This is a genomic window from Pseudomonas sp. Fl4BN1, assembly GCF_009908285.1.
Classification (GTDB): Bacteria; Pseudomonadota; Gammaproteobacteria; order Pseudomonadales; family Pseudomonadaceae; genus Aquipseudomonas.
Window position 1 is genome coordinate 1 of sequence record NZ_JAAARM010000058.1, and the last position, 26,316, is coordinate 26,316.

The following is a 26,316-nucleotide window of genomic DNA, read 5'->3' on the forward strand; positions in this document are numbered from 1 at the left end:
GCCACCTGCCGCGGCACCACTGTGCAACCCCCAGGACGGCGGCGTACCGCTCCAGCGTTGCTCCACAGGCAGTTGCTGGAGCAGCGGCAGCGGCGGGTCATTACCCACCCAGCACAGCTCGCTGCCCGAGGCGCGCAGTTGCTCCAGGGTCTCTTCCACCAAGGGCTGGACACTGCCCTGCCCGATGCTCTGGCGCACCAGCAACTGGCCGTCCACCAGGCACAGGCTGAGTTGCCCGGGCAGCGGTACCGGCAAGGCGTAAGGCGCCGGGTACAAGCCCTGGAGTTTCAACCCGGCCTGCTCCAGCATCCGGCCCAAGGCCTGCAAAGTGCTCCTGGGCAACCAGCTCAGGGACACTTGCCCCTGGCCATCCCGGGCCCCGTGAGCCACATGCATCTGCTCGCTGGGACCAAGGATCAGCGCCTGGGCGGCGCAGGCTACCGCGGCCTTGATCCGCGCCGCCGGCAGTTGCGGCAGCTCGATGCTGGTCAGCAGGCTGTCCAGAGGATGCAGGAAACACTCCACCGCAGTCGGTTTGCCGGCCTTGGCCAGTTGCCCCAGCGGGCAGCGGCCAATCTCGTTGACCCGCCCGCTGCGATCGAGCCGGGCAAAGTCCACCGGCCCTTCAAGTGCCAGTTCATCCAGTGGCGGCAGGGCAATGCGCAAGCGACTCATGCGCCCACCCGCGACCAGATCACCTGGGGCATGCGGTCTTCGGCGCGGTGCAACAAGGCTTCGAGACTGACCCGACGCTGATCGCGACGGGCCTGGCCCTGGAGCAGGAACCATTCGCTGGTGATGCCGACCTTGACCTGATCCATCTGCACTTGCGGCATGCGCAGGCGATTGACGAAGTCGCCGCGGTTGATGAACCAGTGCCCGGCGTCACGCTCAGCCACCAGGGCCTTGGCCCGGGACAACGCCAGCTCCGGGACCACCGCCGCCAACACTTCGGCGCTGGCGGTGTTGCCGTTGATCCAGGTGTTGCCCGGCAGGATGCTGACATAGTGATTGAGCCGCGCCAGCGTGGTGTCGCTCAGCCCCTGGATGCCTCGCAGGTCTTCCAGGCTGCGCAGCATCGGCTGCTTGGCTGGCAAGCTCTGCGCCGCCGCTCCCGGCGAGGTCAGGCGGCCGCTGTCGAACGCACCTTGCGGCCTCGTCGCCTGGGAGTTGTGCAAACGTTGCGGATAAGCGCCAATCACTCGCTGGCTGATGCGTCGGCTCAGGGCCGCGTCGATACCAATCAACTGGCACAGCTGTTCAAAACTGTGCAACTGCACCTCATCCACCTGGTCGCGAAACACCAGGTTGCGCAGGTTGAACTTGCCCTGCTGGTCTTCCAGATGGCCCTGGAACACCGCGTTGAAACCAGCCAATGCCTGGTCGCCAATGGGCCGCGCCCAGGCCTGGTCGAGACGGGTCAGGACGTCTCGCTGGCGTGCCTCCCAAAGCAATTGGCGGCTGTATTCCAGGCTGCCCTGGAGCACCCCGGCACCGACGATACGCCCCTGCTCGGCTTCCACCGCACGCATGAAGGACGTCTGCCGGGTGAGCATGGCGCCGGCGAGCACCGCCACCACCGCAGCAATCAGCAAGGCGCTGATAATCGCCATGCCACGCTGCTTCGCCACACTGGGCGAATAGCTTTTCATGGCCGGCCCTAGAGCTGCCAGGAGCCGATATCGGCATTCACGCCGTCACCGTCGGGCTGGCCGTCGGCACCGAGGGAGAACACGTCCACTTCGCCGTTGGCGCCCGGATTGAGGTAGTGATAGGGACGCCCCCAGGGATCGTTGGGCAGGCGCTCCAGGTAGGAACGCCAGTTGCTGTCCTTGGCATTGGCCGGGCGCTCCACCAGCACCTTCAGCCCCTGGTTCATGTTCGGGTAGCTGCCGTGGTCGAGGCGGTACAGCTTCAATGCCTGCATCAGCCCGGCAATGTCCTGCTTGGCCGCAGTGGCGCGAGCCTGGTCCGGGCGATCCAGGACCTTGGGCACCACCATGGCGGCGAGAATCCCGAGGATGACCACCACCACCATGATCTCGATCAGGGTGAAGCCCCGTTGGCCACGACGGCCTCGGGGTGGGGATGTTACAGGCGCGATATCCATCTCGACATTCCTTGGCTTGAGTTCGATTCGTCGCGCAGTGTTGCAAGAAGATATGTCAGTGGTATTGAAAAACCTCGGGAGGTTCAGTCGCCATTCGGTCAAGCCCGAAGGCTAGTCTGCGAGGCTGTTTCCCGGTCTCGAGCGGCCCATGCAAGCCCTGCCCAAGCAAGCTGGATTTACCTTGATAGAAGTACTGGTGGCGCTGGCCATCATTGCCGTGGCGATGTCGGCTGCGGTGCGCGTGGCCGGCCTGATGACCCAGAGCAACGGCCTGCTGCGGGACAAGTCCCTGGCCCTGCTGGCAGCCCAGAGCCGGGTGGCCGAGCTGCGTTTGCAAGGTCGCGTGAACAGTGGCGTGAAGGACTTCGACTGCGACCAGGGACGGCTTAAATTGCGCTGCCAGCAGACGATTGTCGCCGACCGCAGCGCCGGGCTGTTGCGGGTCAGTGTGCAGGTCAGCGAGCGCAGCCGCGAAGCACCACCCCTGGCGCGGCTGGACACCCTGATCAGCCCGCCGCGGGTAGCGCGCCAGTGAAGCTCAGCGCCTCAGGCGTGGCAGGCTCGGCGGGTCCGGCAGCTTGCTGACCTTGATCCGCGATTGTTCGCCGCCGCGCTCGATGAGCACGCCGTCACCTTCGATGGCCGCCAGGCGCACGCCCTGGGTCAGTTGCTCGCCGGCCAGAAAACTGCGCGGCGGGCCGTCGTTGAGTTGCAGGATTGCCACCGCGCCACGGCCTCCGGCCATGACCCCGGCGACCTTGATCTGCACCTGGGTCGGCTGGTTGGAAAACCACTGCAGGGCCGGGTTGTCGGAACCTGCGGCGAGCACTTGGGGCGCCAGCGCCGGGGTTGGCGATGCGGCCGGGGTCAGCAGCAGCGACGACCAGGTGACGACACCGGCCAAGGCCGCCAGCAGGGCTGCGTACTGCAGCAGTTGGGGGGCTGAAAAGCCCGGGGCACGTAGCATGGCACTGAGCATGAGCAGGACCTCCTGTTTGTCCGTCCCAGCAGCCTACAGGTCAATTCTCACGGTTTTATTTCACTGGACGATCATCGGCGGCGAGCCTGCTGATGCCGTCGCCAAGGAGTGCAAAGTGATGCAGGCAAGCAAGCAACGGGGCTTCACCCTGATCGAGTTGATGGTGGTCCTGGTGATCATCGGCATCGCCAGCGCCGCCGTGGGCCTGAGCATCAAGCCCGACCCGCTGCAATTGTTACGCAAGGACGCCGAACGCCTGGCGCAGCTGCTGCAGGTAGCCCAGGCCGAAGCCCGGGCCGATGGCCGCCCGATCAGCTGGCGTGCCAACGCCAAGGGTTTTGCCTTCAGCCGCCGCGAGGACACCAGCAACGGCATCGATGACTTTCGCAACGACAGCCAACTGCGGCCGCGCAACTGGGAGACGCCCTCCCTGCAGGTGCGCATCGAACCCAAGCAACGCCTGGTATTGAATGCCGAATGGATCAACCCCGCCCTGCGAGTGGTGTTGTCCGACGGCCAACACCGCCTCAGCGTCGAACGCACCGCCGCCGGCCAGTTGCGCGTGGTGAGTCAGCCATGAACCCGCGCCAGAGCGGCTTTACCCTGATCGAAGTAATGGTCGCGATCATGCTCATGGCGTTGGTCAGCCTGATTGCCTGGCGCGGCCTGGACAGCGTGACCCGGGCTGACAGCCATCTCAAGGCCAGCACCGAACAGACCGAAGAACTGCTGCGCGCCCTCAATCAGCTGGAGCGCGACGTGGCCCTGCGTGCCAGCACTCAGTTGCGCGAGCCGAACCTCGGTGACAGTGAAAATGACAGTGCCGAACCCGACAGCCCAGCGCCACTGAGCGTGCGCAGCTCCGACAGCAAGGGCTTTCGCCTGGAAGTGATCCGCAGCGCGGCGACTCCGGGGGACGGACTGCAACGGGTGCGCTGGTGGCTCAAGGGCGACACTCTGTACCGCGCGGTCGCCGAGGCTCGGAACCGCTACCCGTTGCCAGCCCCCCGGGATGGGGTTGCCGTCTTGAGTCGGGTCAGCGATCTGCAGGTTCGGGTCTGGGACCCGGACAAAGGCTGGCGCCAGCTCAGTGGCAATCGCCAGGACAATCCCCCGGGCCTGGAAATCCGCCTGGTGCGGCAAACGCCCCAGGGTGAAGAACGCTACCGACAAGTACTGGGTCCGCTGGAATAACCTTGTAGGAGCCGGCCGGCGAACCGCGCAGCAGCCAAGCAGCTCTCACCTGGGATGCGATGGTGATCGCGCTGCTGCCGTCGCTGGCAAGCCAGCGCCTGCTTAAGAACGGGCAGCGCTCGGCACAGGTCAGCTCAGGAACACTACGCCGCCTGGCAGTTCGGTGCATTTGGCGCCGTAGGCATCGCGGATCAGCAGGGCCACACCGGCCAACTGGTTGAGGTTGAAACGCGCCTGGACCTTGCGCTTGCCCAGCTCGGCATTGAGCAGCACCAACATCCCCGGACGGTAGCGATTGATCTCGCTGATCACGGTGTCGAGGCTGGCGTTATCGAACACCAGCACCTGCTCGCGCCAGGCGCTCACGTTGCGTGGGTCCACCACCACCGGCTCACTCACGGCCGTGGCGTCGTAGGTCAACTGGCGGCCGCTGTCCAGGCGAATGCTGCGGCCCGCCACGTCCACTTGCAGGCTGCCTTCGATGCAAGTCACGCAGACTTGATGTTCGGTGTTGCGCAGGTTGAAACGCGCCTGGCGGGCGCTCAACCAGCCCCCGCCGGCCTGGACCTTGAGCGGCTGCAGATTCTGGCTGAAGACTTCCACCTCGCCCTCCAGCAGTTCGAGGCCCTGCTCCCCGGCGCCCAGGTCACGACGGCTGATGCGGGTCTGGGTATTGAGCTCCAGGCTCACGCCCTCGCTCAGGTCCACTCGCCGCTGCTCACCAACGGCGGTGGAGAAATCCGCGGTCAGCCCGGCGAAACCGCCAGGCACGCTGATTCGGACCATGAACAGCGCCGCCGAAGCGGCAATCGCACCGCCCAGAAAGGCCCGACGACCAAAGTGCCGGGACCGTGACTGTTGCTCCAGCAACTCGGCAGCCGGTTGCAGGCAGTGCCACAAGGCCTTGGTCTGGTCGAAGGCAGCCGCATGCTGCGGGCTTTGCGCATACCACTGGCGCAGCGCCCGGGCGTCGGCGGCAGTGGCCTGGCCCGAGGTCAGGAGGACCAGCCAATCCCGGGCTTCGACGAGCAATTGCTGGTCCGCCGAGGCCTGGGGGGTGGAAATGCTAAAAATGTTCAAGCGCGCAGGTTCTCACGGATTGATCAGGGACTCTTTGTCTAGGACGGTTTTCCGGCCCCGGGACCGAACCGCTGGATGACTTTTCTTTCAAGGCGCAGGGCGCAGTGACCGAGCGCGGCCTTGAGTTCCTTCTCCACCATCCGTGTGGAAATGCCGAAGCGCTGGGAGATTTCCAGGTGCGGCGCCTCTTCCAGGCGCGCGGCGATAAAGATCTTGCGCCGCCGCGCCGGGAGTTCGTAGAGGGCCTTGAGCAGGGTCTGGATTTCTTTCTGGCCGCCCACTACCCGCAACGGGTCCTGGGCTTCATCGGCGATCTGCAACAGCTCCTCGACTTCGTCGCCGGTCAGCAGCCGGGCATCGGACTGGCGGCGGTCGGCGGCAATGTTCAGGGCCATGCGGTACAGGTAGGCATTGGGTTGCACAAGGTTCGGCGGCTCTTCCATGCGGTCGACCCGCAGGTAGGTTTCATGCAGGACGTCGTTGGCCAGGTCCTCGGAGCCCAGGCGCCTGCGCAAGCGCACCCGAAAATCCTCGTAGGACGTCAGGAACAGCCTGACCATCGCACTGTGTCCGGTATTTTTCATACCCCGGAAGCTCCATCCCATTCCCTGCAGTCCATGCGTTTCCCTGTTGTATCCGGTATCAAGAGTAAGGTCAGCGGCTGGCGCAGCGAGTTCGGCGCCTGACGCTCGACCCGGGTCTGCGCCAGGCGTTGCACCAGTGCCTCATCACGGCCCAGGTCGCCGGTGGAGCTCACCAGGCGGCTGTGCTGCACCACACCGTTGGCACCGATCCACAGTTGCAGCAAGGCGCGAAAACTGCCGGGCCGGGTCAAGGCCGACGCGCACAAACTGCGCTCCACTGCCCGTTGCACGGCGCTGGCATAACTGCTGTTGAGCCGCGCCGCACGGCTGGCCCCGGCACCGTGCAGCGGCGCCGGCTGCGTGGCCTCCGGCACCTGCAGGGTGAAGGCATCACTGCGGGCATAACGGGCCATCAGGCCGCTGCCCGCCAGCAAATGGCTCAAGCCCTCGCGGGCACTGTAGCGGCCCTTGACCCCCACGGAACGCCGGCCCCGGGTCAGTTCCCGGTCCACCAACACGGCCATCCCGGTGGCGCGACTGAACAGCTCCAGAGCATCGGCCAGGTCCTGTGCCGGAATCTCCAGCGCCAGCAAGCTTTGTGAATTCACCTGCGGCGGCCCCTGCGCAGCGGTTTGCCCCCAGCCCGTTGGCATCGGCGTCAGCAGCACGAGCCCCACCACACAGGTCGCCAAGCCCCCGTGCAATGAAGTCCATCGCCCGACCTGCGCTCTGCCTCGCTGCACTGCGGTCCAATCCCTGAAAAGCGTCATCCTGAGGCCAGTTTATGAATCTGGTGTTACGGCCACGGCAAAAAAACCATCACTTTTTCAGTCATCTGTTTGCACTACACTCGGCCGGCATCGAGGCCCGCATTCCCGGGCCTTCCAGGAGGCCAGGATGAAACGTTTAAGCCGATACGCCACGACCCTGTTGCTGCTCAATGCCCTGCCCTGGACGGTGCAGGCCGAGGAAACCCGCGAAGGTTGCGTGGAAGTCAGCGTCGGCGGCTACAAAGCCCCCGACTATCACTGCCTGAGCCAACAGATGGGCAACAACCCGGACGCGGCCAAGGCCGCCCAGGCCAATCAGCAAGCCATGGAAGACCCGGTGAACAAACGGCCGCCGAACCAGATCGGCCTGTCGACCCCGGCCGCCACCAGCGTGCGCATGGGCAACACCTTTGGCACCTCGGTCAAGCCGCAAAGGCCCTGAAGACCAGCCGGTCGAAGCCAGATCAGCCGGAGATCAGGCAACCCATTGCCGGGCCACCTTTTGCAGCTCGATCCGCGCCCGCTCCAGGGCCTCGGTACGCGCCTCGGGGTCGGCGAACTGCAACGGCTGGGCATCGACAAACTGCGGGTGCTGCACGCCGATAAAGGCGAAGGCCGCCCTCAGCGACGGCGTCAGCGCGTCCATCCAGGCCATGGGATTACCCGGGCGCAGGTCGGCGCCACGGCTGGTGAGAAACAGCACTTTCTGCCGAGTCAACTGACCGACGATGCCATCAGGGGTATTGAGGTAAGTCAGCTCGGTACGGGTAATGCTGTCGATGAAGGCCTTGAAGGTCGAAGGCATCGACCAGTTGTACATGGGCATGGCGAACAGGCAGGCGTCGGCCTCCATCACCCGTTTGCACAAGGCATCGGAGGCCGCCAGGGTCTCGCGCATGGCCGCGGTGCGCGCCTCGGGGGCAGTGTAGGTGGCGATGGCGAAAGCCTCGGTCACCGCGGCGGGCGCTTGCTGGGCGAGGTCCAGGTAGTCGATCTCCAATTGCAGGCCCTGGGCCTGTAGCTGCTCGATGAAATAACGGCCCAGGGCCCGGGAATTGGAACGCACGCCCTTGGCGCTGGCGTCGACGTGAAGCAGTTTCATGAAAGGTTCCTGTAAAGCACAAATGAACGGATCGGGGTTTATTCGCTGGGTTGCTGGCCGAAGCTCACCGCCAGACGGTTCCAGCTGTTGATGGTGGAAATCGCCAGGGTCAGGTCCACCAGTTCGCGCTCGCTGAACTGGTCTCGGGCCTGGGCGTAGAGCTCATCGGCGATGCCGCTGGCGGGCAGCTGGGTCAGCGCTTCGCTCCAGGCCAGAGCAGCACGTTCGCGCGGTGTAAAGAAGCCCGAATCGCGCCAGACACTCAGGGCATGCAAGCGGCGCTCGGTTTCGCCCTGGCGCCGCGCCTCGACAGCATGCATGTCGCAACAGAAGGCACAGTGGTTGAGCTGCGAGACGCGGATCTTCACCAACTCCAGCAGCGGTTTCTCGATGGCCAGCGCCAGGCATGCGGCTTCCAGCATCAGCAGCCCCTTGAGCGCTTCGGGCGAGGCGCTGTAGTAGTCCAGACGCAGTTTCATGGGCATTACCCTGGGCAGTCGGCGGCGCTGCCAAGGTTAAGGCCGGGAGAACTTGGCCCCTATAACCAATTCCGGTTTTTACCTGGTGACCATTAAAAAAACCGGGCCCGCCGGACGCTCGCCGACGAGGCCTGAAAAACCCATCGAGACGCCTCCTGGAACAGACCAGCCTTGCTCTCTGGCGCCCGATTAATGGCCAATGTATGATCCGCTTTTTTTCAATGTGTGGGGCACATGGAAGTTCTAACAAGACAACTCGCCAGAAAACCTTGCCTGAGCATTTTCCTGGCCGCAATCAGTATATTCATGGGCCTGCAATACAAGGCCGCCATTCTCAATTACACAACTCGCTTTGTCGATTTCTCGCAGTACATGCTCTATAACGGCATGACACTTTTCCCCGTTGCCGATGATTTGAAGCCTTACCCAGACTATACGATCGCCAACACCTTTCTTATTTACCTGAGTTCACTGCCTTTTGGCCGACTATCGATTCTTTCGATGGGCTTGCCCTATTGCATTGCCGCAGCCCTAATGCTGGTTTTCACTTATAAACTGGGCGCACTGCATGAAAAGAAGTGGGGATTACACGCCATTCTCTTTTCGCTCTTTACCTGGGCATTTCTCGACGGCGTCAACTCTCTGGCCCTGGATGTATACCCGGCACTGTTCACGGTGATCTGCTTTTACCTGGCCTACTCCGCCGACTACAAGCAGGACCACTCGCGGCTGATTTTTGTCTTCGTCGCCCTGGCATTGGGTTTTGTCTTTCGCGGCCCCATCGGCCTGATCGGCCCGGCGATTGTGGTCGGCTCCTACTACCTGCTGAGCAAGCAGTGGTCCCGGCTGTTTTGGTTCTCACTGTTCAGCGGCCTGCTGTTCGGCATCGGCGTCGCCTTGCTGGCCTGGGCCGCCTACGTCCAGGGCGGTGAGGCCTTCATGCGCGAGGTGCTGATGATGCAGGGCCTGGACCGCATCGCCAGCGACCATGCGCCACGCTATTACTTTTACTTTACCGTGGGCTTGCTGACCTACGGTTTCACCGCGATTTTCGCCTTGATGGTGATCGCCAGAACCTACAAGCAATTCTTCCCCCAACCACGACCGCCGGAGACCAGCCTGCTGTTCTATCTCAGCGCCTGGCTCATTGCCTTGCTGGTGTTCTTTACCATTCCCAACTCGAAAAAGGCTCGCTACATACTTTCAATCACGCCTGCCATTTCATTGTTGGCGGCGTATATTTTCGTTGATAAGAGTGGAATTTTTCAGGGTGTAAAAAAATGGCTATTGGGTTTCTGCCTGAAACTTCCAATGGCCGGCCCGGCCCTGGCCTTGTTTACGCTTATTTACAATCAATACGCCACAACAGCATTGAAACCGAACTACCCCGGCATTCTGATCAGCCTGGCAGTTCTCCTGGTCGCTCGCTACTTCATTGAGCGAAACTACTCCAGGCACCCACAACGTGAACTCATTATTCTGGCGTTTGGCGCAACTGCCTTTCTCTCGCTGGATGCATTCTTCTTCAACTCCATAACCTACCACCTCGAACTGGCAAACGAACCCACACCAAAGTTCCTCCCTTATTGGTTCTGGTAGCCCGTATTGGGGGGACAGATCACCAGTTATCTTGTGATAAACATTAAATATTTGTAAAAGCCCGAGCATCGATACCCCCGGCCGGGCTTATATGCAGTTATTTACACAACTGCGCAGTGCCAGGCCTGCTCCAGGCCAGCGAACAGAACACCGGGACAGGGTCTGGCCCCCTGCCCTCTGCAACGCCCTATCACTGGCCCGCCGGGCAGCTACACGAAGCCCGGCAGGACGAGTAACCTTGCGCCGATAAATCAGATCCTGGTGTAGCAATGGAACTTCACGTCGTCATCAATGGCCGCAAGGACCTGGCCGAACAGCTCTACCAGCAGCTCCGCGCCGCCATCGACTGCGGCCGCCTGGCGGCCGGTGCGCAACTGCCCCCCAGCCGCCTGCTGGCCGAGCAACTGGGTATTTCGCGCAAGACCGTGTCCGATACCTACGCCCTGCTGACCTATGAAAACTACCTGATAGGCAAAATCGGCCGTGGCACCTTCGTCACCCCGCGCCCGGTCAAGACCGAGCGAAAACAGGGCGCCCAGGATCTGGCCTGTGCCCAGAGCCTGGCGCGCTGGCAGGCGCTGCCCGCGCCCCTGCGCCATCCGACCCTGGAAGGCACCCTGCGCTACGAGTTCATCGGCGGCGCCACGACCCGCGCCCAGTTCCCCCAGGAGGAATGGCGCCGCTGCACCCAGGACGCTCTGCGGCGCATGGCCCAGAGCGGCGGTTTCTACAGCCAGCCCGAAGGCTTGCCGGCCCTGCGCAGCGCTATCGCCGGGCACGTGGCGTTTTCCCGGGGGGTGGTCTGCAGCGATCAGGACATCGTGGTCTGCAACGGCGCACAACAGGCCCTGGACCTGATCGCCCGGGTGGTGCTGGAGCCCGGCAGCCTAGTGGCCATGGAGGACCCCGGCTACACCCCGGCGCGCCTGTTGTTCAGCGCCCAGGGCGCGCAGGTGCTGGGCATCCCGGTAGACGACGAAGGCATCCAGGTCGCGCTGATTCCCGACGGCGTGCGGCTGATCTATGTCACGCCGTCCCACCAGTTCCCCCTCGGCATGCCCATGAGCCAGGCCCGCCGCGAAGCCCTGCTGGAACGCGCCCGGGAGCTGGGGGCGATTGTCATCGAGGATGACTACGACAGCGAATTTCGCTACGAAGGCCGGCCCACCGACTCCCTGCAAAGCCTGGACAACCGCGGCGTGGTGGCCTACGTCGGAACCTTCTCCAAGAACATGCTGGCGCAGTTGCGCCTGGGGTATGCGGTGCTGCCACCGGCGATCCTCGCGGCCGTGATCAAGGCCAAGCAGCTCAGCGACTGCCACACCCCGACCCTGACCCAGTGGGCGCTGGCCAAGTTCATCAACGACGGCTGCCTGCAAAAACATATCCGCCGCTGCCACACCGTGTACGCCGGGCGCCGGGAACGCATCCTCCTGCGCCTGCAGGGCGATCTGGCGCCCTGGCTCGAAGCGGTGCCCTGCACCGCCGGGTTCCACATGGCGGCGCTGTGCAAGGTGCCGGTGAATATCCCGCTGCTGCTGGAGCTGGCGAAGAAGGTCGAGGTGGGCCTCTACTCGCTGCATCACTTCTTCCATGACAGCCCGGGGCGCGACGGCCTGTTCATCGGTTTCGGCGCCATTGAAACCCTGGATATCGACCCGGCCCTGGACAAGGTGCGCGACCTCCTGCGGCAGATCGCCTGACGCTGTGTCCCGGCACGTCGGCATTGGTCTGCCGTTCTTTGCCGGGATTGGTTATGGGGCTTCAGCGGTTGGGGACTTAGCCTGGGTCCATCTCAACCTGCTGGAGAAGCCGAAGATGAAAACCCTGACTGCTGCCCTTGCCGCCCTGGCCCTGATGACCTCTCTGGGCGCCGTTGCCCATGACCCGGTGTATGGCCAGGAAAAACTCGCGGTGCTGCAAGAGCATGCCCTCGGCAACCTGCCGGGCAAGAAGGTCATGCTGCTCACCGTCGACTACGCCCCGGGCCAGGCCACCGTGCCCCATCGCCACGCCGGTGCGGCCATGGCCTATGTGCTGCAAGGCGCCATCACCTCACAGGTCAACGATGGCCCGAGCATCACCTACAAGGCCGGGGAGTCCTGGTTCGAACCGGCCGGCTCGCAGCACCCGGTGTCGGCCAACGCCAGCCAGACCGAACCGGCCAAGCTGCTGGTGTTCATGCTGATGGAGGCCAAGGATGAAGTGCTGACGCCCCTGGCCCATTGAGCGCAAACACCGCGAAACCGCAAAGCAGGCAGGGCTGATCGTTGATCCGGGGGGATCGCACGCGGCCACGTCACGACGGTCACGCAAAATTTGGTAACACTCCGGGGCGGGCTGGGCAATGAAACCGAAGCCACGTGGTGCTGTCACATTGCAATCGGTAAAGGCCGAGGCCACCCACTCTGAATTGCAGTGGATGGCCCAGGCCCGCACTGCGGGCACCTTTGACCTTGCACAATGATCTTCAAGCGACCGCGGTGCCCCTGTTTACCGGCGTGTGCATCCTGCTAGCGCAGAATGCCGCCTCCCCCCTCAAGGCTGAAAGAGCGAACCATGAAGCAAAATATTCTCCTAGTCGCCGTCTGCGCTGCCCTGCTCCAGGCCTGTGCCCCGGTCTCTACCTCTCATGAAGGATCGCCTTCCGTGCCCGCCACCACCACGTCCGCCACCGCCCAGCCGGCGCTGTCCGCCTACTACTGGCACCTGGTCTCGGCGACCGACGCGGCGGGCCAGCCGATCGCCGCCTTGCAGAAGGGCATCGAGCGCAAGCTGCGCCTGAGCTTTGGCGATCAACGACTGAACATCAGCGGCGGCTGCAATGGCCAGTTCGGCGGCTATCGCTATGAAAATGGCGTGCTGCACGTCACCCAACTGGCCTCCACCATGATGGCCTGCGAGCGCAGCCTGATGGACCTGGACGCCGAAGTCGGCAAGCGCCTCAAGGGCGAACTGCGTACCGTCGTCATCGGCGACAGCGCCGAACCCGGCCTGCAACTGACCACCCAGGACGGCGCCGTGCTCAAATTCGCGGGTGAAGCCACCCCGGAAACCCGCTACGGCAGCCAGGGCGAAATCCGCTTCCTGGAAGTCGCCGCCAGCACCGTCAAGTGCAGCCACCCGCTGATCCCCAACTACCAGTGCCTGCAAGTACGCGAGCGCCGCTATGACGCCGCCGGCCTGCAGTTGCCCACCCAGGACCCGTGGCATCCGCTGTACCAGTCCATCGAAGGTTATGCACACCAGGACGGCGTGCGCAACGTCCTGCGAGTCAAGCAATACGACTGGAAGAACCCGCCCGCCGACGCACCTGCCAAAGTCTACGTACTGGACATGGTGGTCGAGCAGGACGCCTCGGCCAAGACCCGGTAACCCACTCAGGTCCCGGGCACACCCCTCTATAAGGGCAGCCTGAAGGCGGACTTGAACGCTACACGCACAATCATCGTGCAATAAAAAAGCCCCGTGTCTCGCGACACGGGGCTTTTGCGTTACAGCGGGGTCGGACCGTTACAGGATCGACTGACCGCTCATGGCCAGGTCCAGCAGTTCACGGTTGGCCACCGCGTACATGGCGTAGTCGGTGCCGCTGGCGGCACGGATTTCCACCATCATGGCGCGCCAACGATCGACCATGCTCGCGTTCTGCTCCAGCCACAGGGCCACGCGGGCTTCCATGTCTTCTGGCGCATCGGCCAGTTGCAGAACCTTGATGGTGATCGCCCGCTGCTGCCAGTCCACGTCATCGCGGAAGGCTTCACGCGCCTGGGCCTGCCAGTTGTTGGCCACCGGCAGATCGCTGATCTGCTGCAGGTACCACGGCAAGTCCAGGGCACTGCCCACGGCGAAGTAGGCCTTGGCCACATCGGCAGCGCTCTGACCGGTGACGTCAGCGGCTTCGATGATCGGCAGCAGGGTGTACAGGTGGGTAGTGCCTGCAACCATGCGCGCCAGCAACTCTGGCACACCGGCTTCGACATACGCCTGATAACGGTTCTGCCAACCTTCGCGGGTCGGGCCTTCCAGCAGTTCGTCGAGCTTGAGGCCCAGCGCCGCCAGGTGCGGACCGAAGTGCGCCACATCACGGGCAGCATCCTGCTCGTTGCGACGGCTGCGCAGGAACCAGCGCGTGGCACGACGCCCCAGGCGCATCAGCTCGTCCATCAGCTCCAGCTGCACTTGCGCCGAGACCTGGTGGTCCAACGCTTCGATCTGCCGGAACCAGTGCGGGAGGTGGAAGATGTCACGCACGATCACGTAGGCACCGGCCACGTTCGCCGGGCTCATGCCGGTGGACTCCTTCAGGCGCTGCACGAAGGTGATGCCCATGTGGTTGACCAGGTCGTTGGCGATCTGGGTGCTGACGATCTCGCGCTTCAGGCGGTGACGGCGCATGGCCTCGGAGAACTTGGCCACCAGGCTCGGTGGGAACGCGGTCTCCATGTCACGGGTCAGGTAGTCGTCATCCGGGACCAGGGACTTGAGCAACGCTTCCTTGAGGTCGATCTTGCTGTAGGAGATCAGCACCGACAGTTCCGCACGGGTCAGGCCCTTGCCAGTCGCGGCGCGCTCGACGAGCTGCTCCTCGGTCGGCAGGTACTCGATGGCGCGGTCCAGCTTGCCACGGCCTTCCAGGTCGCTCATCAGGCGCTTGTACTCGGCGGCACGCTCGTAGGCACGGCGCGCGGCCAGGGACAGGGCCTGGGTCTGCTTGTAGTTGTTGCCCAACACCAGGTTGCCGACTTCGTCGGTCATGCTGGCCAGCAGCTGGTTGCGCTGCTTGTCAGTCATGTCACCGGCCTGCACCACTTCGTTGAGCAGGATCTTGATGTTCACTTCGTGGTCGGAACAGTCCACGCCACCGGCGTTGTCGATGAAGTCGGTGTTGGAACCGCCGCCATTGAGGCCGAATTCCACACGACCCAGCTGGGTCATGCCGAGGTTGCCGCCCTCGCCCACTACCTTGCAGCGCAGCTCGTTACCGTTGACCCGCAGGGCGTCGTTGGCCTTGTCGCCGACATCGGCGTGGCTTTCGGTGCTGGCCTTGACGTAGGTGCCGATACCGCCGTTCCACAACAGGTCCACCGGCGCCTTGAGCAAGGCGTTGAGCAGTTCGGTCGGGGTCAGCTTGTCGGCCTGGATGTCGAAGCGTTCTTTCATCTGCGCCGAGATGGCGATGCTCTTCGCGCTGCGCGAGAAGATCCCGCCGCCTTCGGACATGATGCTGGTGTCGTAGTCGGACCAGGCCGAACGCGGCAGCTCGAACATGCGCTGGCGCTCGACGAAGCTGGTGGCCGGGTTCGGGTTCGGATCGATGAAGATGTGCAGGTGGTTGAAGGCCGCGACCAGTTGCAGCTTGTCGGACATCAACAGGCCGTTGCCGAACACGTCGCCGGCCATGTCGCCGACGCCCACTACGGTGATGCTGTCTTCCTGCACATTGATGCCGCGCTCACGGAAGTGACGCTGCACACCGACCCACGCGCCCTTGGCGGTGATGCCCATTTTCTTGTGGTCGTAACCTGCCGAACCACCAGAGGCGAACGCATCACCCAGCCAGAAGCCGTAGTCGATGGCGATGCCGTTGGCGATGTCGGAGAAGGTTGCGGTGCCCTTGTCCGCCGCCACCACCAGGTACGGGTCATCGTTGTCGTGACGCACCACGTTGGCCGGTGGCACCAGGGCGCCATCTTTCAGGTTGTCGGTGATGTCCAGCAGGCCGGAGATGAAGATGCGGTAGCAGGCAATGCCCTCGGCCGCGATCTCGTCCCGGCTACCGCCCAACGGCAGGCGCCGCGGCAGGAAGCCGCCCTTGGCGCCTACCGGCACGATCACCGAGTTCTTCACTTGCTGGGCTTTTACCAGGCCCAGGACTTCGGTACGGAAGTCTTCCTCACGGTCGGACCAGCGCAGACCGCCGCGCGCGACGTTGCCAAAGCGCAGGTGCACGCCTTCGACCCGTGGCGAGTAGACGAAGATTTCGAACTTCGGTACCGGCTTGGGCAGTTCGGGGATCAGGTGCGGGTTGAACTTGAAGCTGAAGTAGGACTTGTTCTGGCCGTTGGCGTCGGTCTGGTAGAAGTTGGTCCGCAGGGTGGCCTTGATCAGGTCCAGGTAGCGGCGCAGGATGCGGTCTTCGTTGAGCACCTGAACGTCGTCCAGGGCGCTGAGGATCGCTTGCTCCAGGCGCTGCTGCTTGTCTTCCAGGTCATCGCTGGTGAGCTTGCGCGCCAGGTAGAAGCGGGTCTTGAACAACCGGGTCAACTCGCGGGCGATGTCGGTGTGGTTGTTCAGGGTGCTGGCGATGTAGCCCAGGTCGAAGCCCAGGCGGATCTGCTTCAGGTAGCGGGCGTAGGCACGCAGCAGCGCCACGTCGCGCCATGGCAGGCCGGCGGTCAGCACCAGGCGGTTGAAGGCATCGTTCTCGGCATCGCCGCGGACGATATGGACGAAGGCGTCCTGCAGCGTGTCGTTGAGCTGCTGGATGTCCAGGTCCAGGCCTTCACCGGCAGTGAAGGCAAAGTCGTGGATCCAGAACTCGCGGCCATTGTTGTGGCGCAGGCGATACGGAAACTCACCCAGCACCCGCAGGCCGAGGTTTTCCAGGATCGGCAGCACGTCGGACAGGGCCAGCGGGGTATCGGCGTGGTACAGCTTGCAGTGCAGCTCGCGCTGGCCGGAGACCTGGCCCAGCGGCTGGTAGAAGCTCATCACCAGCGGGTTGGCTTCGCTCAGGCTCAGCAGGTGCTGCATGTCGACCACCGCCGAGTGCGCTGCGAAGCGCTCGCGGTAGCCGGCCGGGAAGCCTTTCGGGAAGTCTGCCAGCACGTTGGTGCCGTGGGCTTCGCCGAAGCTTTCCACCACCAGGCTGGCGTAGTCGTCCTGCCAGCTGCGGCAGGCCTGCACCACTTCTTTTTCCAGCAGCAGCGGATCGATGTCGATGCGCTGTTTCGGGTCGACCCGCAGAATCAGCTGCACGCGAGCCAGCACCGACTCGGAGAAGAAGGTCCAGAATTCGCAGTCGGTGGCTTGCAGGCGATCCATCAGCACTTGCTGGATCTTCTGCCGCACTTCGGTGGAATAGATGTCGCGCGGCACGTAGGCCAGGCAGTAGCAGAAGCGGCCGTACGGGTCCTTGCGCAGGAACACGCGGATCTTGTTGCGCTCCTGGATCTGCACGATGGACATCACGGTGCTGAACAGCTCGTCCACCGGGGTCTGGAACAGATCATCACGCGGCAGTACTTCGAGGACCTGGGCCAGTTCCTTGCCCAGGTGCGCCTTGGCCTGGAAGCCCGAGCGCTGCTCGATGACTTCGACCTTGCGGCGGATGTAGGGAATCACGCGCACGCTCTCGCCGTACACCGAAGAGGTGTAGAGGCCCATGAAGCGGCATTCCTTGATTACCTTGCCGTCGGCGTCGATCTGGCGGATCGAGACGAAATCCGGGTAGGCCGGACGGTGCACGCGGCTCGGATGCGCGGCCTTGGCGAACGACAGCGGCGTCGGTTCGCGCAGGTAGTTGACCGCGTAGTCTTCGATGCGCAGGTCTTCGCTGGTGAGACCGGCGCGCAGCAGCTTGGCCAGGCCGAGGAAGGAGCTCGGGTCATATTCGATATGCCCGCCATCCTGGTCGGCGCCAACCACGAACTCTTCATAGCCGAGGAAGGTGAAGTGGTTGCCCACCAGCCATTCGAGGAAGCTCTTGATCTCGGTCTTTTCATCGGCGGCGATGGCGAACTGGCTGTTGTCGATGCTTTCGATCAGCTCCTGGACCTTGGCCTTCATCGGCTCGAAGTCGGCCACGGCCACCCGCACTTCGCCCAGTACCTGCTCCAGCTCCTTGCCCAGCACGCTGAGTTCGGCGGCGTTGGCGCAGCGGTCGATCTCCAGGTACATCAGCGATTCTTGCTGGATGCCTTCACCCTGGGTGCCCTTGGGCAGGATTTCCTGCAGCTCGCCCTTGCTGCCGCGACGCACGCTGAGCACGGTGGTCTGCAAGGTGTGGATGCTGTAGCCGCGACGGTTGAGCTCGGTGCGGACCGAGTCCACCAGGAACGGCAGGTCGTGGTGCAGGACTTCCACAGCGGTGTGGGTCGACTGCCAGCCATGACGTTCGTAGTCGGGGTTGTAGACCCGCACTTGCGGTTGCGCGTGGTCAAAGCGCTCAAGCAGGCGCCAGGCAGAAAGGGTGCAGCCCGCCAGGTCGGACATGCGACGCTGGGTGAGTTCGTCCAGGGAAATGATGCCGAAGAATTGTTCAGCGAACAGCGCCACTTGTGGCAGTGCCTGTTCACTGATGTGCTGCGCCAGTGCCGCTTGCAGTTGGTGCTGGAAGTCGGCTTTGCTGGCTGCGGTGAAGAACGCCATCTGTGGTACTCCGCTTGGGCTTGTTATTGATGGAAGCGTCGCGTGCTAACCCCTTGTGGGGCGGTGGAGCATCCTGCTCCTGGTCTCGGGCAGAGGTTGCAGGATGCCAGGTGGGTGAAGCTGGGCGAGACGCGCAGGTCACATTCACCTTCCGGGGATGGGCATCTGCAAAAGCGACTGTGTGCAATGCCTTTGCAAGTGACCATCACAAATCAGACGCAACCGATTGCACTTGAGAACAATGTGTCCGCTGCGCAGCTTAACGAGTGCAATGTGACAGCTGCTTGCGGTGCTGCGACATATTCGGTCATCAGCACGCAGCCAGAGCGTCACACAGCGCTTAACACTAGCACCCACAGGGAAAAAGCCACGGCTCTCGCCCGGCTTTACGGTACTTGCGTACCAAAAATGACTCCCTTGGGGCATTGCGTTCACGACCTGTTCTCTGACAGACAAACCAGCAGAAATTCCCTCGCACTGGCAGAATCGCATTTTTTTGCTGGCCCAGCCGGCACCGACCACGCTTCCACTCAGGACCTTCCCATGCACATGACCACTGCCCACCTGATCGCCAACCCGTGCGACGACGAAGAAGACAACATGGCCATGCTCTGCTGCCACAGCACCCAGGGCGAGATGTTCCTGATGAGCCGCTACCCGGACGAGGACGAGCTGGAAATCACCCTCGACGGCGAGCCTTCGACCCTCGATGGGGTCAGGGTCACCCTGAGCCCCACCACCCTACTGATCGAAATCGCCGCGGCCGACGCCGACGCCCTGAACGGCGCCGACCACCTGGAAATCCGCCACAACACCGCGGCCGCGGACCTGGCCGAAGTGGAACTGACCCTGCAGAACATCCTCAAGGGCACCGGCACCTACATCAGCCAGCTGGCCTGACCCACCACCGCCCTCCCCTGTAGGAGCTGGCTTGCCAGCGAAGAGGCCCGCAAGCCCTGCGCACAACCCAATCCCCCCTTCGCCGGCAAGCCGGCTCCTACAACGCCCCCTGCACCGCGCCCAACCGTAGGAGCTGGCTTGCCAGCGAAGAGGCCCGCAAGAGCTACGCACAACCCAAGCCCCCTTCGCAAACAGAGGGCCGATGCAGGGAGCGCCATGCAAGGGCTGCAAAAAAACACGGAAATTTCCGACTAATTGGCCAAATCAGGTTTTCCCCGTTAGTCGCCGACCCCTGCTATGGATTAAAGTAGCGCACCCAGCCCCGACGTTATTTCAACGCCCGGGGCGCACCCTCTCCAGGAACAGTCATCGATGGAACATCGTGAAGCGCTTTTGGCGCTGCGAACCTTTCTTTCAACGCAGATTCTCGGCCAGGAAAAACTCATCGAGCGCTTGCTCATCGCCCTGCTCGCCGACGGCCACATGCTGGTCGAGGGCGCTCCAGGCCTGGCCAAGACCAAGGCCATCAAAGAGTTGGCCGAAGGCATTGAAGCGCAATTCCATCGAATTCAGTTCACCCCCGACCTGTTGCCCGCCGACATCACCGGCACCGAGATCTATCGTCCGGAAACCGGCAGCTTCGTGTTCCAGCAAGGCCCGATTTTCCACAACCTGGTGCTGGCGGACGAGATCAACCGCGCCCCAGCCAAGGTCCAGTCGGCACTCCTCGAAGCCATGGCCGAACGCCAGGTCAGTGTCGGCCGCAGCACCTATGAACTGTCGCCACTGTTCCTGGTGATGGCGACCCAGAACCCGATCGAGCAGGAAGGCACCTACCCGCTGCCCGAAGCCCAGCTCGACCGGTTCCTGATGCACGTGAAGATCGGTTTCCCGGACGCCGCCGTCGAGCGGCGCATCCTCCAGCAGGCCCGGGGCGAAGCCCTGAACGGCGAAACCAAGCCTGAACGCCGGGTCAGCCAGCAGGCGATCTTCGCCGCACGCAAGGAAATCCTCGGCCTGTACATGGCCGACGCGGTGGAGGAATACCTGGTACAGCTGGTGATGGCGACCCGTACTCCGGGCAAGTTCGATGCGGAAATGGCCGAGTGGATCGCCTACGGTGCCAGCCCCCGCGGTTCCATCGCCCTGGACCGTTGCGCGCGCGCCCACGCCTGGCTCGCCGGCCGCGACTTCGTCAGCCCGGAAGACATCCAGGCGGTGCTGTTCGACGTACTGCGCCACCGCATCATTCTGTCCTTCGAGGCTGAAGCGGCAGGCATCGACCAGGACCGTGTGGTACAGCGCATCCTCGACGTCGTTGCCGTCGCCTGACCTGCATGACTCAAGCCAGCGCCGAACCCGGCATCCGCATTACCCTCGGCGAGCTGATCGAGATGCGCCATCGCGTGCGCGAGGTGCAGCTGTTCTCCACCCCGAGCCAGCGCAGCCCGCTGATCGGCCTGCACCATTCCAAGCTGCGCGGACGCGGTGTGGACTTCGACCAGGTGCGGGTCTACCAGGCCGGCGACGACGTGCGCACCATCGACTGGCGCGTTACCGCACGGACCCAGGAACCCCACACCAAGCTGTTCCACGAGGAACGCGAGCGGCCGATCTTCATCATGGTGGAGCAGAGCCGCCAGCTGTTCTTCGGCTCCGGGCTGATGTTCAAGTCGGTACTCGCGGCCCAGGCCGCGAGCCTGATCGGCTGGGCCGCCCTGGGCCACAACGACCGGGTCGGCGGCCTGGTCTACGGCGACGACGAGCACTACGAGATCAAGCCCCGGCGCAGCAAGCAGAGCCTGTTGCAATTGCTCAACCGCCTGGTGCGGGTCAACCAGTCGCTGCACGCTGAAGCCCAACCGCAGCGCGATGCCCTGGGCACCGCGCTGATGCGTGGCCGTGAGGTGTTGCGCCCTGGCAGCCTGGTGATCGTGATCTGTGACGAACGCGCCCTGAGCGACGCCGCCGAACAGCAACTGAGCCTGCTGTCACGGCATTGCGATTTGCTGCTGATGCCGCTGTCCGATCCCCTCGACCATGCCCTGCCCGCTGCCGGATTGTTGCGTTTTGCCGAGCGCGGCGCACAGCTGGAACTGGACACCCTGAACTACGAACTGCGCCAGGCCTATCGCGCCCAGAGCGAAGCGCGGATCGCCCGCTGGGAACGCCTGGCGCAGAAACTGCGGGTGCTGCTGATGCCCCTGAGCACCCAGAGCGAGATGGTCGAGCAGTTGCGCGAGTACCTCAACCCGCAACGTCCAGGAACCGGCCGATGAGCACCCTGGAGCAACTGCAACCCCTGCTGCCGCCCCCCGAGATCGGCCTGTGGCCACCGGCCCCGGGCTGGTGGCTGCTGGCGGTGCTGCTGCCATTGCTGGGGCTGGCGATCTGGCGCTGGCGCCATCTGTGGCCACGCAAGGCGCCCCAGGCCCGCAGTGAACAGCCCCTGGACCCAGTACGCCTGGCCGCCCTGGCGGAACTGGCGCTGCTGCCCAAGCCTTATGACGGTGCGCCCGCCGGGGCCTGGCTGCAGGCCCTCAATGCCCTGCTCAAACGCCTGTGCCGCAACCATTACCCCTACAGCCAGAGCCACACGCTCAATGGCCGCAAGTGGCTGGCGTTTCTTGATAACCGCTGCCCCGCCGCTGGCCTGACCCGCTGGATGGTGCTGGTGGAGGGCGCCTACAAGCCCGAGTGCAAGCTCGACGACAAAGCCATCGCCGGCCTGACCCAGGCGGTGGACACCTGGATTCGCAAGCATGTTTGAGTTCGCCTGGCCGTGGATCTTCGCCCTGTTGCCGCTGCCCTGGCTGCTGCGCCTGGTGCTGCCGGTGGCCGACAGCGGCGAGCCGGCGCTGAAGGTGAGTTTTCTCAGTGAGCTGGAAACTCTGTCCAAGCGCCGGGCCCGGGCCCACCTGCCGACCTGGCGCCAGCAGGCACGCTTCATCCTGCTCTGGGTGCTGCTGTTGTTGGCCGCGGCGCGCCCGCAATGGCTGGGGGAACCGCTGCCGGTGGCCGCCAGTGGCCGCGACCTGTTGGTAGCGGTGGACGTGTCCGGCTCCATGGACTTTCCCGACATGCAGTGGCAGGACGAGGACGTCAGCCGCCTGAGCCTGGTCAAGCACCTGCTGGGGGATTTTCTCGAGCACCGCGAAGGCGACCGGGTCGGCCTGATCCTGTTCGGCAGCAAGGCCTACTTGCAAGCGCCGCTGACCTTCGACCGGCATACGGTGCGGGTCTGGCTCGATGAAGCGAAGATCGGCATCGCCGGCAAGAACACCGCCATCGGCGACGCCATCGGCCTGGCGCTGAAACGCCTGCGCCAACGTCCGGCGCAGAGCCGGGTGCTGATCCTGGTCACCGACGGCGCCAACAACGGTGGCGAGATCGCACCGATTACCGCCGCGCGCCTGGCCGCCGAGGAAGGGGTAAAGATCTACCCCATCGGCATTGGCGCCGACCCGGAACAAAGCGCCACCCTCGGGGTGCTGGGGCTCAACCCTAGCCTGGACCTGGACGAGCCGGCCCTCATGGAACTGGCGCAAGTGACCGGCGGCCGCTATTTCCGTGCCCGCGACGGCCAGGAATTGCAGGCGATCAAGGACACCCTCGACCAGCTCGAACCCGTGGCCCAGCAACCGACCCAGGCGCGCCCGGCCCAGGCCCTGTACCACTGGCCCCTGGCTACGGCATTGCTGCTCAGCATGCTGCTGGTGCTGCGCGAACGCTGGCCGGACAACCCGCTGCAACGTTTCTTTACCCAGTCACCTTTTCTACAACCGAGCCATGATTGGCGGCAGCGGCTCAAGCGCCTGCGCCTGCGGAGACGTCGATGATCAGTCTCTGGCCCCATTGGTTTCGACCCTGGTGGTTGCTGCTGCTGCCGCTGCTGGCGCTGCTGCTGTGGCAACTTTGGCACCGGCAGAAACGCGCCGGCCGCTGGCAGATGATCCTGCCGCCGGCCTTTCATGCCGCGCTGCTCAGCGGTGGCAATGGCCGCGAAAGCAAGCTGCCCTGGGTGGCCCTGGGCCTGGCCTGGCTGCTGGCCGTGCTGGCCCTGCTGGGACCCAGCTGGCAGCGGGTGGAGCAGACCAGCCAGAAACCCGCCGACCCGCTGGTGGTGCTGCTGGAACTGACCCCGCAGATGCTCGCCAACGACGTGCCGCCCAATCGCCTGGAGCAGGCCCGGCACAAGTTGCTCGACCTGCTGGCCCTGCGCAGCGACGCACAGACCGCGATCGTGGTCTACGCCGGCAGCGCCCATACCCTGGTGCCGCTGTCCGATGACCTGGCCACCAGCCGCAACCTGCTGGACGCCCTCAAGCCGTCGATCATGCCCCAGCCCGGACAACGCGCCGACCTGGCCCTGCTCAAGGCCCTCAAGCTGCTGGACCAGGGCGCCCTGGGCCAGGGCCGGGTGCTGCTGATCGCCAGCGCCCTCAGCGAGCAGGAACGCCTGGGCATCCGCCAGGCCCTGAACGGCGACGCACCGCAATTGCTGATGCTGGGTATCGGCAGCCGCGACGGCGCCCCAGTCACCCAGGAAGACGGCAGCTACCTCAAGGACGACCAGGGCGCGATCCTGGTATCGCGCCTGGACAGCCCCGACCTCAAGCAGTTCATCGGCGAGGTCGGCGGCCGCTATCGCCAGGCCCGCCTGGATGACAGCGACCTGCGCGGCTTGGGCCTGCTGGCCGGCCCCCAGGGCGTGCGCAACGACGGCCAGACCCTGCGCCTGGATACCTGGGCCGACCAGGGTTACTGGTTACTGCTGCCGCTGTTGTTACTGGCGGCCTGCGCCGGGCGCCGGGGCTGGCTGTTCTGCCTGCCGCTGCTGCTGTTCGCCGTGCCGCAAGCCAGCTACGCCCTGGACTTCAATGACCTGTGGCTGCGTCCCGACCAACAGGGCCAGCGCCTGCTTGAGCAGCAGCGGCCGGCGCAAGCCGCGCGGCATTTCCAGGACCCGCAATGGCAAGGCGTGGCCTTGTATGAAGCGGGCAACTACAATGCCGCCGCCGAGCGTTTTGCTGAAGGCAACGACGCTCGCGCCCACTACAATCGCGGCAATGCCCTGGCCCGCGCCGGCGAACTGGAAGCCGCCATCGACGCCTACGAGCAGGCACTGGAACGCCAGCCGGACCTGCAACCGGCGCTGTACAACAAGGCCCTGGTGGAAAGCCTGTTGCAACAGCAGCAAGCGGTCGAGCCGCCGCCCGTGCAAAAACCGGAAAACCCCGACAGCGACGACAACCAGCGCCCCGGGCCCAGCGGCGCCGCCACCGAACCACCACCCGGCAGCGAAACACCGGGCAGCCCCGTCGAAACGCCCCCGGACGAAGGTGCGACGCCGCCGCAGGACACGCAGAACACTGGCCACAGCGAGGTGCCCGGCAGTGAGCTGGATGACCAGCACACCACCACCCCGCTGCGCCCGGCACAGGACAGCCTGGACACTGAACACCAGCAGGCGCTGGAACAATGGCTGCGCAAGATCCCGGACGATCCGGGAGAATTGCTGAGGCGTAAATTCTGGTACGAACAGCAAACCCATCAGGATCAGGGAAAAACTCGATGACCCGCTGCACCGCCCTTCTGCTTGCCCTCGCACTCTGGACCTCCCAGTCCCAGGCTGCCGGGCTGCTCGCCAGCCTGGATCGCAGCCAGGTGAACTCCGGGGAAACCGTCGAGCTGACCCTGGAGTCCACCGACGTCACCCAGTTTGGCAAGCCCGACCTGGCGCCCCTGGAGGCGCAGTTCGAAGTCCGCGGTACACGCCAGGTCAACCAGCTCAACAGTCTGGGCGACAGCCACGCCAGCACCCGCTGGATCATCACGCTGCTGCCCCGCCACACCGGTACCCTGGAAATTGCCCCGTTGCAACTGGGCAACCTGCAAAGCCAGGCCCTGAGCCTGCAGGTCAACGCCAGCCCGCTGCAGGATCAGGCCGCGCGCCTGGCGCCGGTGTTCATCGACGCCGAACTCGACCAGCCCAAGGTCTACGTCCAGGCCCAGGCCCTGCTGACCCTGCACATCTACCACTCGGTGCCGTTGTTCGATGACAGCAACCTCAGCCCGCTGGTACTGAGCGATGCCCGGGTCGAGCAACTGGGGGAACCGCGCACCTACGAGAAGCTCATCAACGGCGTGCGCCACGGGGTGATCGAGATGCGCTACGCCCTGTATCCCCAGCGCAGCGGTCCGTTGCAGATCCCGGCACTGACCTTCAGTGCCACCCTGGCCAACCCGGGCAATGGCCAGCCGGCCAGCCCCCAGGCGCCCAAGGCCAGCAAGCTGATCCACGTCAGTTCCACCGAACTGACCTTGCAGGTGCTGGCCAAGCCCGCCGCCTACCCGGCCGATGCGCCCTGGCTGCCGGCCCGCAGCCTGAGCCTGAGTGAAAGCTGGAGCCCCGAGCCGGACCGCCCCCAGGTGGGCGACTCGCTGACTCGCAGCCTGATCCTGCGCGCCGAGGGCCTGTCCAGCGCACAACTGCCGCCACTGCCCCTGACCGAGATCGCCGGCCTGCGCAGCTACCCGGACCAGCCGCAACTGAGCAACCAGCCGGTCGAACATGGCCTGCTGGGGGTGCGTGAAGACCGCCAGGCCCTGGTGCCGACACGCACTGGCAACATCGAACTGCCGGCGCTGGAAGTGACCTGGTGGAACACTCAGCAAGACCGCCTGGAAAGCACCAGCCTGCCGGCGCGAACCCTGCAAGTGGCAAACAACCCGAGCCTGGTGGTGGACACCCCGGCCGGCACGCCCCAGGCCAGTGTCGACAACGATGCCCTGTGGCCCTGGCAACTGAGCACCCTGCTGCTGGCCTGCAGCACCCTGCTGGGCTTTGGCCTGTGGTGGCGCGCGCGCTCGCGACCGGCAGTGCTGCGTGCAGCGCAGACCGGCCCCAGCCCGCGCTCGCTGCTGGACGACCTCAAGCGCGCCTGCCAGGCCAACGATCCCCAGGCCACCCGCCAGGCCCTGGACGCCTGGGCCCGCCAGCAGCCGGAAACCCTGGCCGAGATGGCGGCGCGCTTCGTGCCGTTGTCCGATGCCCTGGACGGTCTCAACGGCGCCCTCTACAGCGAAACCGGCCAGTACTGGCAAGGTGAGGAACTGTGGCGGGTGTGTCTCTTATACACATCT

25 protein-coding genes are annotated in these 26,316 nt (G+C 64.4%); 15 read left to right on the plus strand and 10 right to left on the minus strand.

What is annotated here, in order from left to right; genetic code table 11:
- The 3 genes from gspL to gspG all read right to left on the minus strand — a co-directional run.
- A partial coding sequence (gene gspL / locus GV818_RS32385) for a type II secretion system protein GspL (RefSeq protein ID WP_256679584.1) occupies window positions 1–675 on the minus strand: 675 nt, incomplete at its 3' end.
- Window positions 672–1,652, minus strand: a complete 981-nt coding sequence (gene gspK, locus GV818_RS32390) for a type II secretion system minor pseudopilin GspK (RefSeq protein WP_161778586.1) — start codon at window positions 1,650–1,652, stop codon at window positions 672–674. The genes gspK and gspL, both read right to left, overlap by 4 nt.
- An 8-nt stretch (window positions 1,653–1,660) precedes the next feature.
- Window positions 1,661–2,110 (minus strand): type II secretion system major pseudopilin GspG, encoded by a 450-nt coding sequence (gene gspG / locus GV818_RS32395; protein ID WP_161755234.1) that lies wholly within the window; start codon window positions 2,108–2,110, stop codon window positions 1,661–1,663.
- A gap of 148 nt (window positions 2,111–2,258) precedes the next feature.
- Between gspG and gspI the strand changes: the two genes are divergently transcribed.
- A complete protein-coding gene (gspI, locus tag GV818_RS32400) occupies window positions 2,259–2,645 on the plus strand; it encodes a type II secretion system minor pseudopilin GspI (protein WP_161755236.1) in 387 nt (128 codons plus the stop codon).
- Between the two features lie 3 nt (window positions 2,646–2,648).
- On the opposite strand, the gene GV818_RS32405 is transcribed toward gspI, so the two are convergent.
- Entirely contained in the window at window positions 2,649–3,089 is a 441-nt protein-coding gene (locus GV818_RS32405) for a type II secretion system protein N (RefSeq protein ID WP_161778587.1), read from the minus strand.
- A gap of 118 nt (window positions 3,090–3,207) precedes the next feature.
- Between GV818_RS32405 and gspH the strand changes: the two genes are divergently transcribed.
- Both gspH and gspJ read left to right on the plus strand, forming a co-directional pair.
- Window positions 3,208–3,669, plus strand: a complete 462-nt coding sequence (gene gspH / locus GV818_RS32410) for a type II secretion system minor pseudopilin GspH (RefSeq protein WP_161778588.1) — start codon at window positions 3,208–3,210, stop codon at window positions 3,667–3,669.
- Window positions 3,666–4,283, plus strand: a complete 618-nt coding sequence (gene gspJ / locus GV818_RS32415; RefSeq protein ID WP_161778589.1) for a type II secretion system minor pseudopilin GspJ — start codon at window positions 3,666–3,668, stop codon at window positions 4,281–4,283. The genes gspH and gspJ overlap by 4 nt, the downstream gene beginning before the upstream one ends.
- Before the next feature lie 129 nt (window positions 4,284–4,412).
- Here the strand turns inward: gspJ and GV818_RS32420 are convergent, their stop codons facing one another.
- The 3 genes from GV818_RS32420 to GV818_RS32430 are packed head-to-tail and all read right to left on the minus strand — an operon-like array spanning window position 4,413 to window position 6,555.
- On the minus strand, window positions 4,413–5,363 hold the full coding sequence (locus tag GV818_RS32420) for a FecR family protein (RefSeq protein WP_161778590.1): 951 nt from the start codon (window positions 5,361–5,363) through the stop codon (window positions 4,413–4,415).
- Window positions 5,364–5,401: 38 nt separating this feature from the next.
- On the minus strand, window positions 5,402–5,947 hold the full coding sequence (locus tag GV818_RS32425; protein ID WP_161755246.1) for an RNA polymerase sigma factor: 546 nt from the start codon (window positions 5,945–5,947) through the stop codon (window positions 5,402–5,404).
- Window positions 5,944–6,555 carry an STN domain-containing protein gene (locus GV818_RS32430; RefSeq protein ID WP_372242141.1) on the minus strand — a complete coding sequence of 204 codons (612 nt, stop codon included), beginning with the start codon at window positions 6,553–6,555 and terminating at the stop codon, window positions 5,944–5,946. The genes GV818_RS32425 and GV818_RS32430 overlap by 4 nt, the downstream gene beginning before the upstream one ends.
- A 289-nt stretch (window positions 6,556–6,844) precedes the next feature.
- On the opposite strand from GV818_RS32430, the gene GV818_RS32435 reads away from it, so the two are divergent.
- The gene (locus GV818_RS32435; RefSeq protein WP_161755248.1) at window positions 6,845–7,159 is read left to right on the plus strand and encodes a hypothetical protein; all 315 of its coding nucleotides are present in this window, start codon (window positions 6,845–6,847) and stop codon (window positions 7,157–7,159) included.
- Between the two features lie 33 nt (window positions 7,160–7,192).
- Here GV818_RS32435 and GV818_RS32440 read toward each other — a convergent pair whose 3' ends face one another.
- Together GV818_RS32440 and GV818_RS32445 are read right to left on the minus strand one after the other, a co-directional pair.
- Complete coding sequence (locus GV818_RS32440; protein WP_161778591.1) at window positions 7,193–7,819, minus strand: FMN-dependent NADH-azoreductase; 627 nt, start codon at window positions 7,817–7,819, stop codon at window positions 7,193–7,195.
- Between the two features lie 38 nt (window positions 7,820–7,857).
- The gene (locus GV818_RS32445; RefSeq protein ID WP_161778592.1) at window positions 7,858–8,298 is read right to left on the minus strand and encodes a carboxymuconolactone decarboxylase family protein; all 441 of its coding nucleotides are present in this window, start codon (window positions 8,296–8,298) and stop codon (window positions 7,858–7,860) included.
- A 234-nt stretch (window positions 8,299–8,532) separates the two neighbouring features.
- Between GV818_RS32445 and GV818_RS32450 the strand changes: the two genes are divergently transcribed.
- The 4 genes from GV818_RS32450 to GV818_RS32465 all read left to right on the plus strand — a co-directional run bounded on the left by GV818_RS32450 (window position 8,533) and on the right by GV818_RS32465 (window position 13,272).
- A complete protein-coding gene (locus tag GV818_RS32450) occupies window positions 8,533–9,897 on the plus strand; it encodes an ArnT family glycosyltransferase (RefSeq protein WP_161755254.1) in 1,365 nt (454 codons plus the stop codon).
- A gap of 269 nt (window positions 9,898–10,166) precedes the next feature.
- Window positions 10,167–11,600 carry a PLP-dependent aminotransferase family protein gene (locus GV818_RS32455; RefSeq protein ID WP_161778593.1) on the plus strand — a complete coding sequence of 478 codons (1,434 nt, stop codon included), beginning with the start codon at window positions 10,167–10,169 and terminating at the stop codon, window positions 11,598–11,600.
- Window positions 11,601–11,715: 115 nt separating this feature from the next.
- Window positions 11,716–12,126, plus strand: coding sequence for a cupin domain-containing protein (locus GV818_RS32460; protein WP_161778594.1), 411 nt, complete (start codon window positions 11,716–11,718; stop codon window positions 12,124–12,126).
- A 420-nt stretch (window positions 12,127–12,546) separates the two neighbouring features.
- Window positions 12,547–13,272 (plus strand): DUF4377 domain-containing protein, encoded by a 726-nt coding sequence (locus GV818_RS32465; protein WP_368668877.1) that lies wholly within the window; start codon window positions 12,547–12,549, stop codon window positions 13,270–13,272.
- Between the two features lie 138 nt (window positions 13,273–13,410).
- On the opposite strand, the gene GV818_RS32470 is transcribed toward GV818_RS32465, so the two are convergent.
- On the minus strand, window positions 13,411–18,270 hold the full coding sequence (locus GV818_RS32470) for an NAD-glutamate dehydrogenase (RefSeq protein WP_161778595.1): 4,860 nt from the start codon (window positions 18,268–18,270) through the stop codon (window positions 13,411–13,413).
- Window positions 18,271–18,813: 543 nt separating this feature from the next.
- Here GV818_RS32470 and GV818_RS32475 point away from each other — a divergent pair.
- The 7 genes from GV818_RS32475 to GV818_RS32505 all read left to right on the plus strand — a co-directional run.
- Window positions 18,814–19,170 (plus strand): hypothetical protein, encoded by a 357-nt coding sequence (locus GV818_RS32475; protein WP_161778596.1) that lies wholly within the window; start codon window positions 18,814–18,816, stop codon window positions 19,168–19,170.
- Between the two features lie 372 nt (window positions 19,171–19,542).
- Window positions 19,543–20,502, plus strand: a complete 960-nt coding sequence (locus tag GV818_RS32480; protein WP_161760066.1) for an AAA family ATPase — start codon at window positions 19,543–19,545, stop codon at window positions 20,500–20,502.
- 5 nt (window positions 20,503–20,507) lie between these two features.
- The gene (locus GV818_RS32485) at window positions 20,508–21,449 is read left to right on the plus strand and encodes a DUF58 domain-containing protein (RefSeq protein ID WP_161760065.1); all 942 of its coding nucleotides are present in this window, start codon (window positions 20,508–20,510) and stop codon (window positions 21,447–21,449) included.
- Window positions 21,446–21,940, plus strand: coding sequence for a DUF4381 domain-containing protein (locus tag GV818_RS32490; RefSeq protein ID WP_161760064.1), 495 nt, complete (start codon window positions 21,446–21,448; stop codon window positions 21,938–21,940). The genes GV818_RS32485 and GV818_RS32490 overlap by 4 nt, the downstream gene beginning before the upstream one ends.
- A complete protein-coding gene (locus GV818_RS32495) occupies window positions 21,933–23,009 on the plus strand; it encodes a vWA domain-containing protein (RefSeq protein ID WP_161760063.1) in 1,077 nt (358 codons plus the stop codon). The genes GV818_RS32490 and GV818_RS32495 overlap by 8 nt, the downstream gene beginning before the upstream one ends.
- A complete protein-coding gene (locus GV818_RS32500) occupies window positions 23,006–24,748 on the plus strand; it encodes a VWA domain-containing protein (protein ID WP_161760062.1) in 1,743 nt (580 codons plus the stop codon). The genes GV818_RS32495 and GV818_RS32500 overlap by 4 nt, the downstream gene beginning before the upstream one ends.
- The coding region (locus GV818_RS32505) for a BatD family protein (protein WP_161778597.1) at window positions 24,745–26,316 on the plus strand (1,572 nt) is incomplete at its 3' end. The genes GV818_RS32500 and GV818_RS32505, both read left to right, overlap by 4 nt.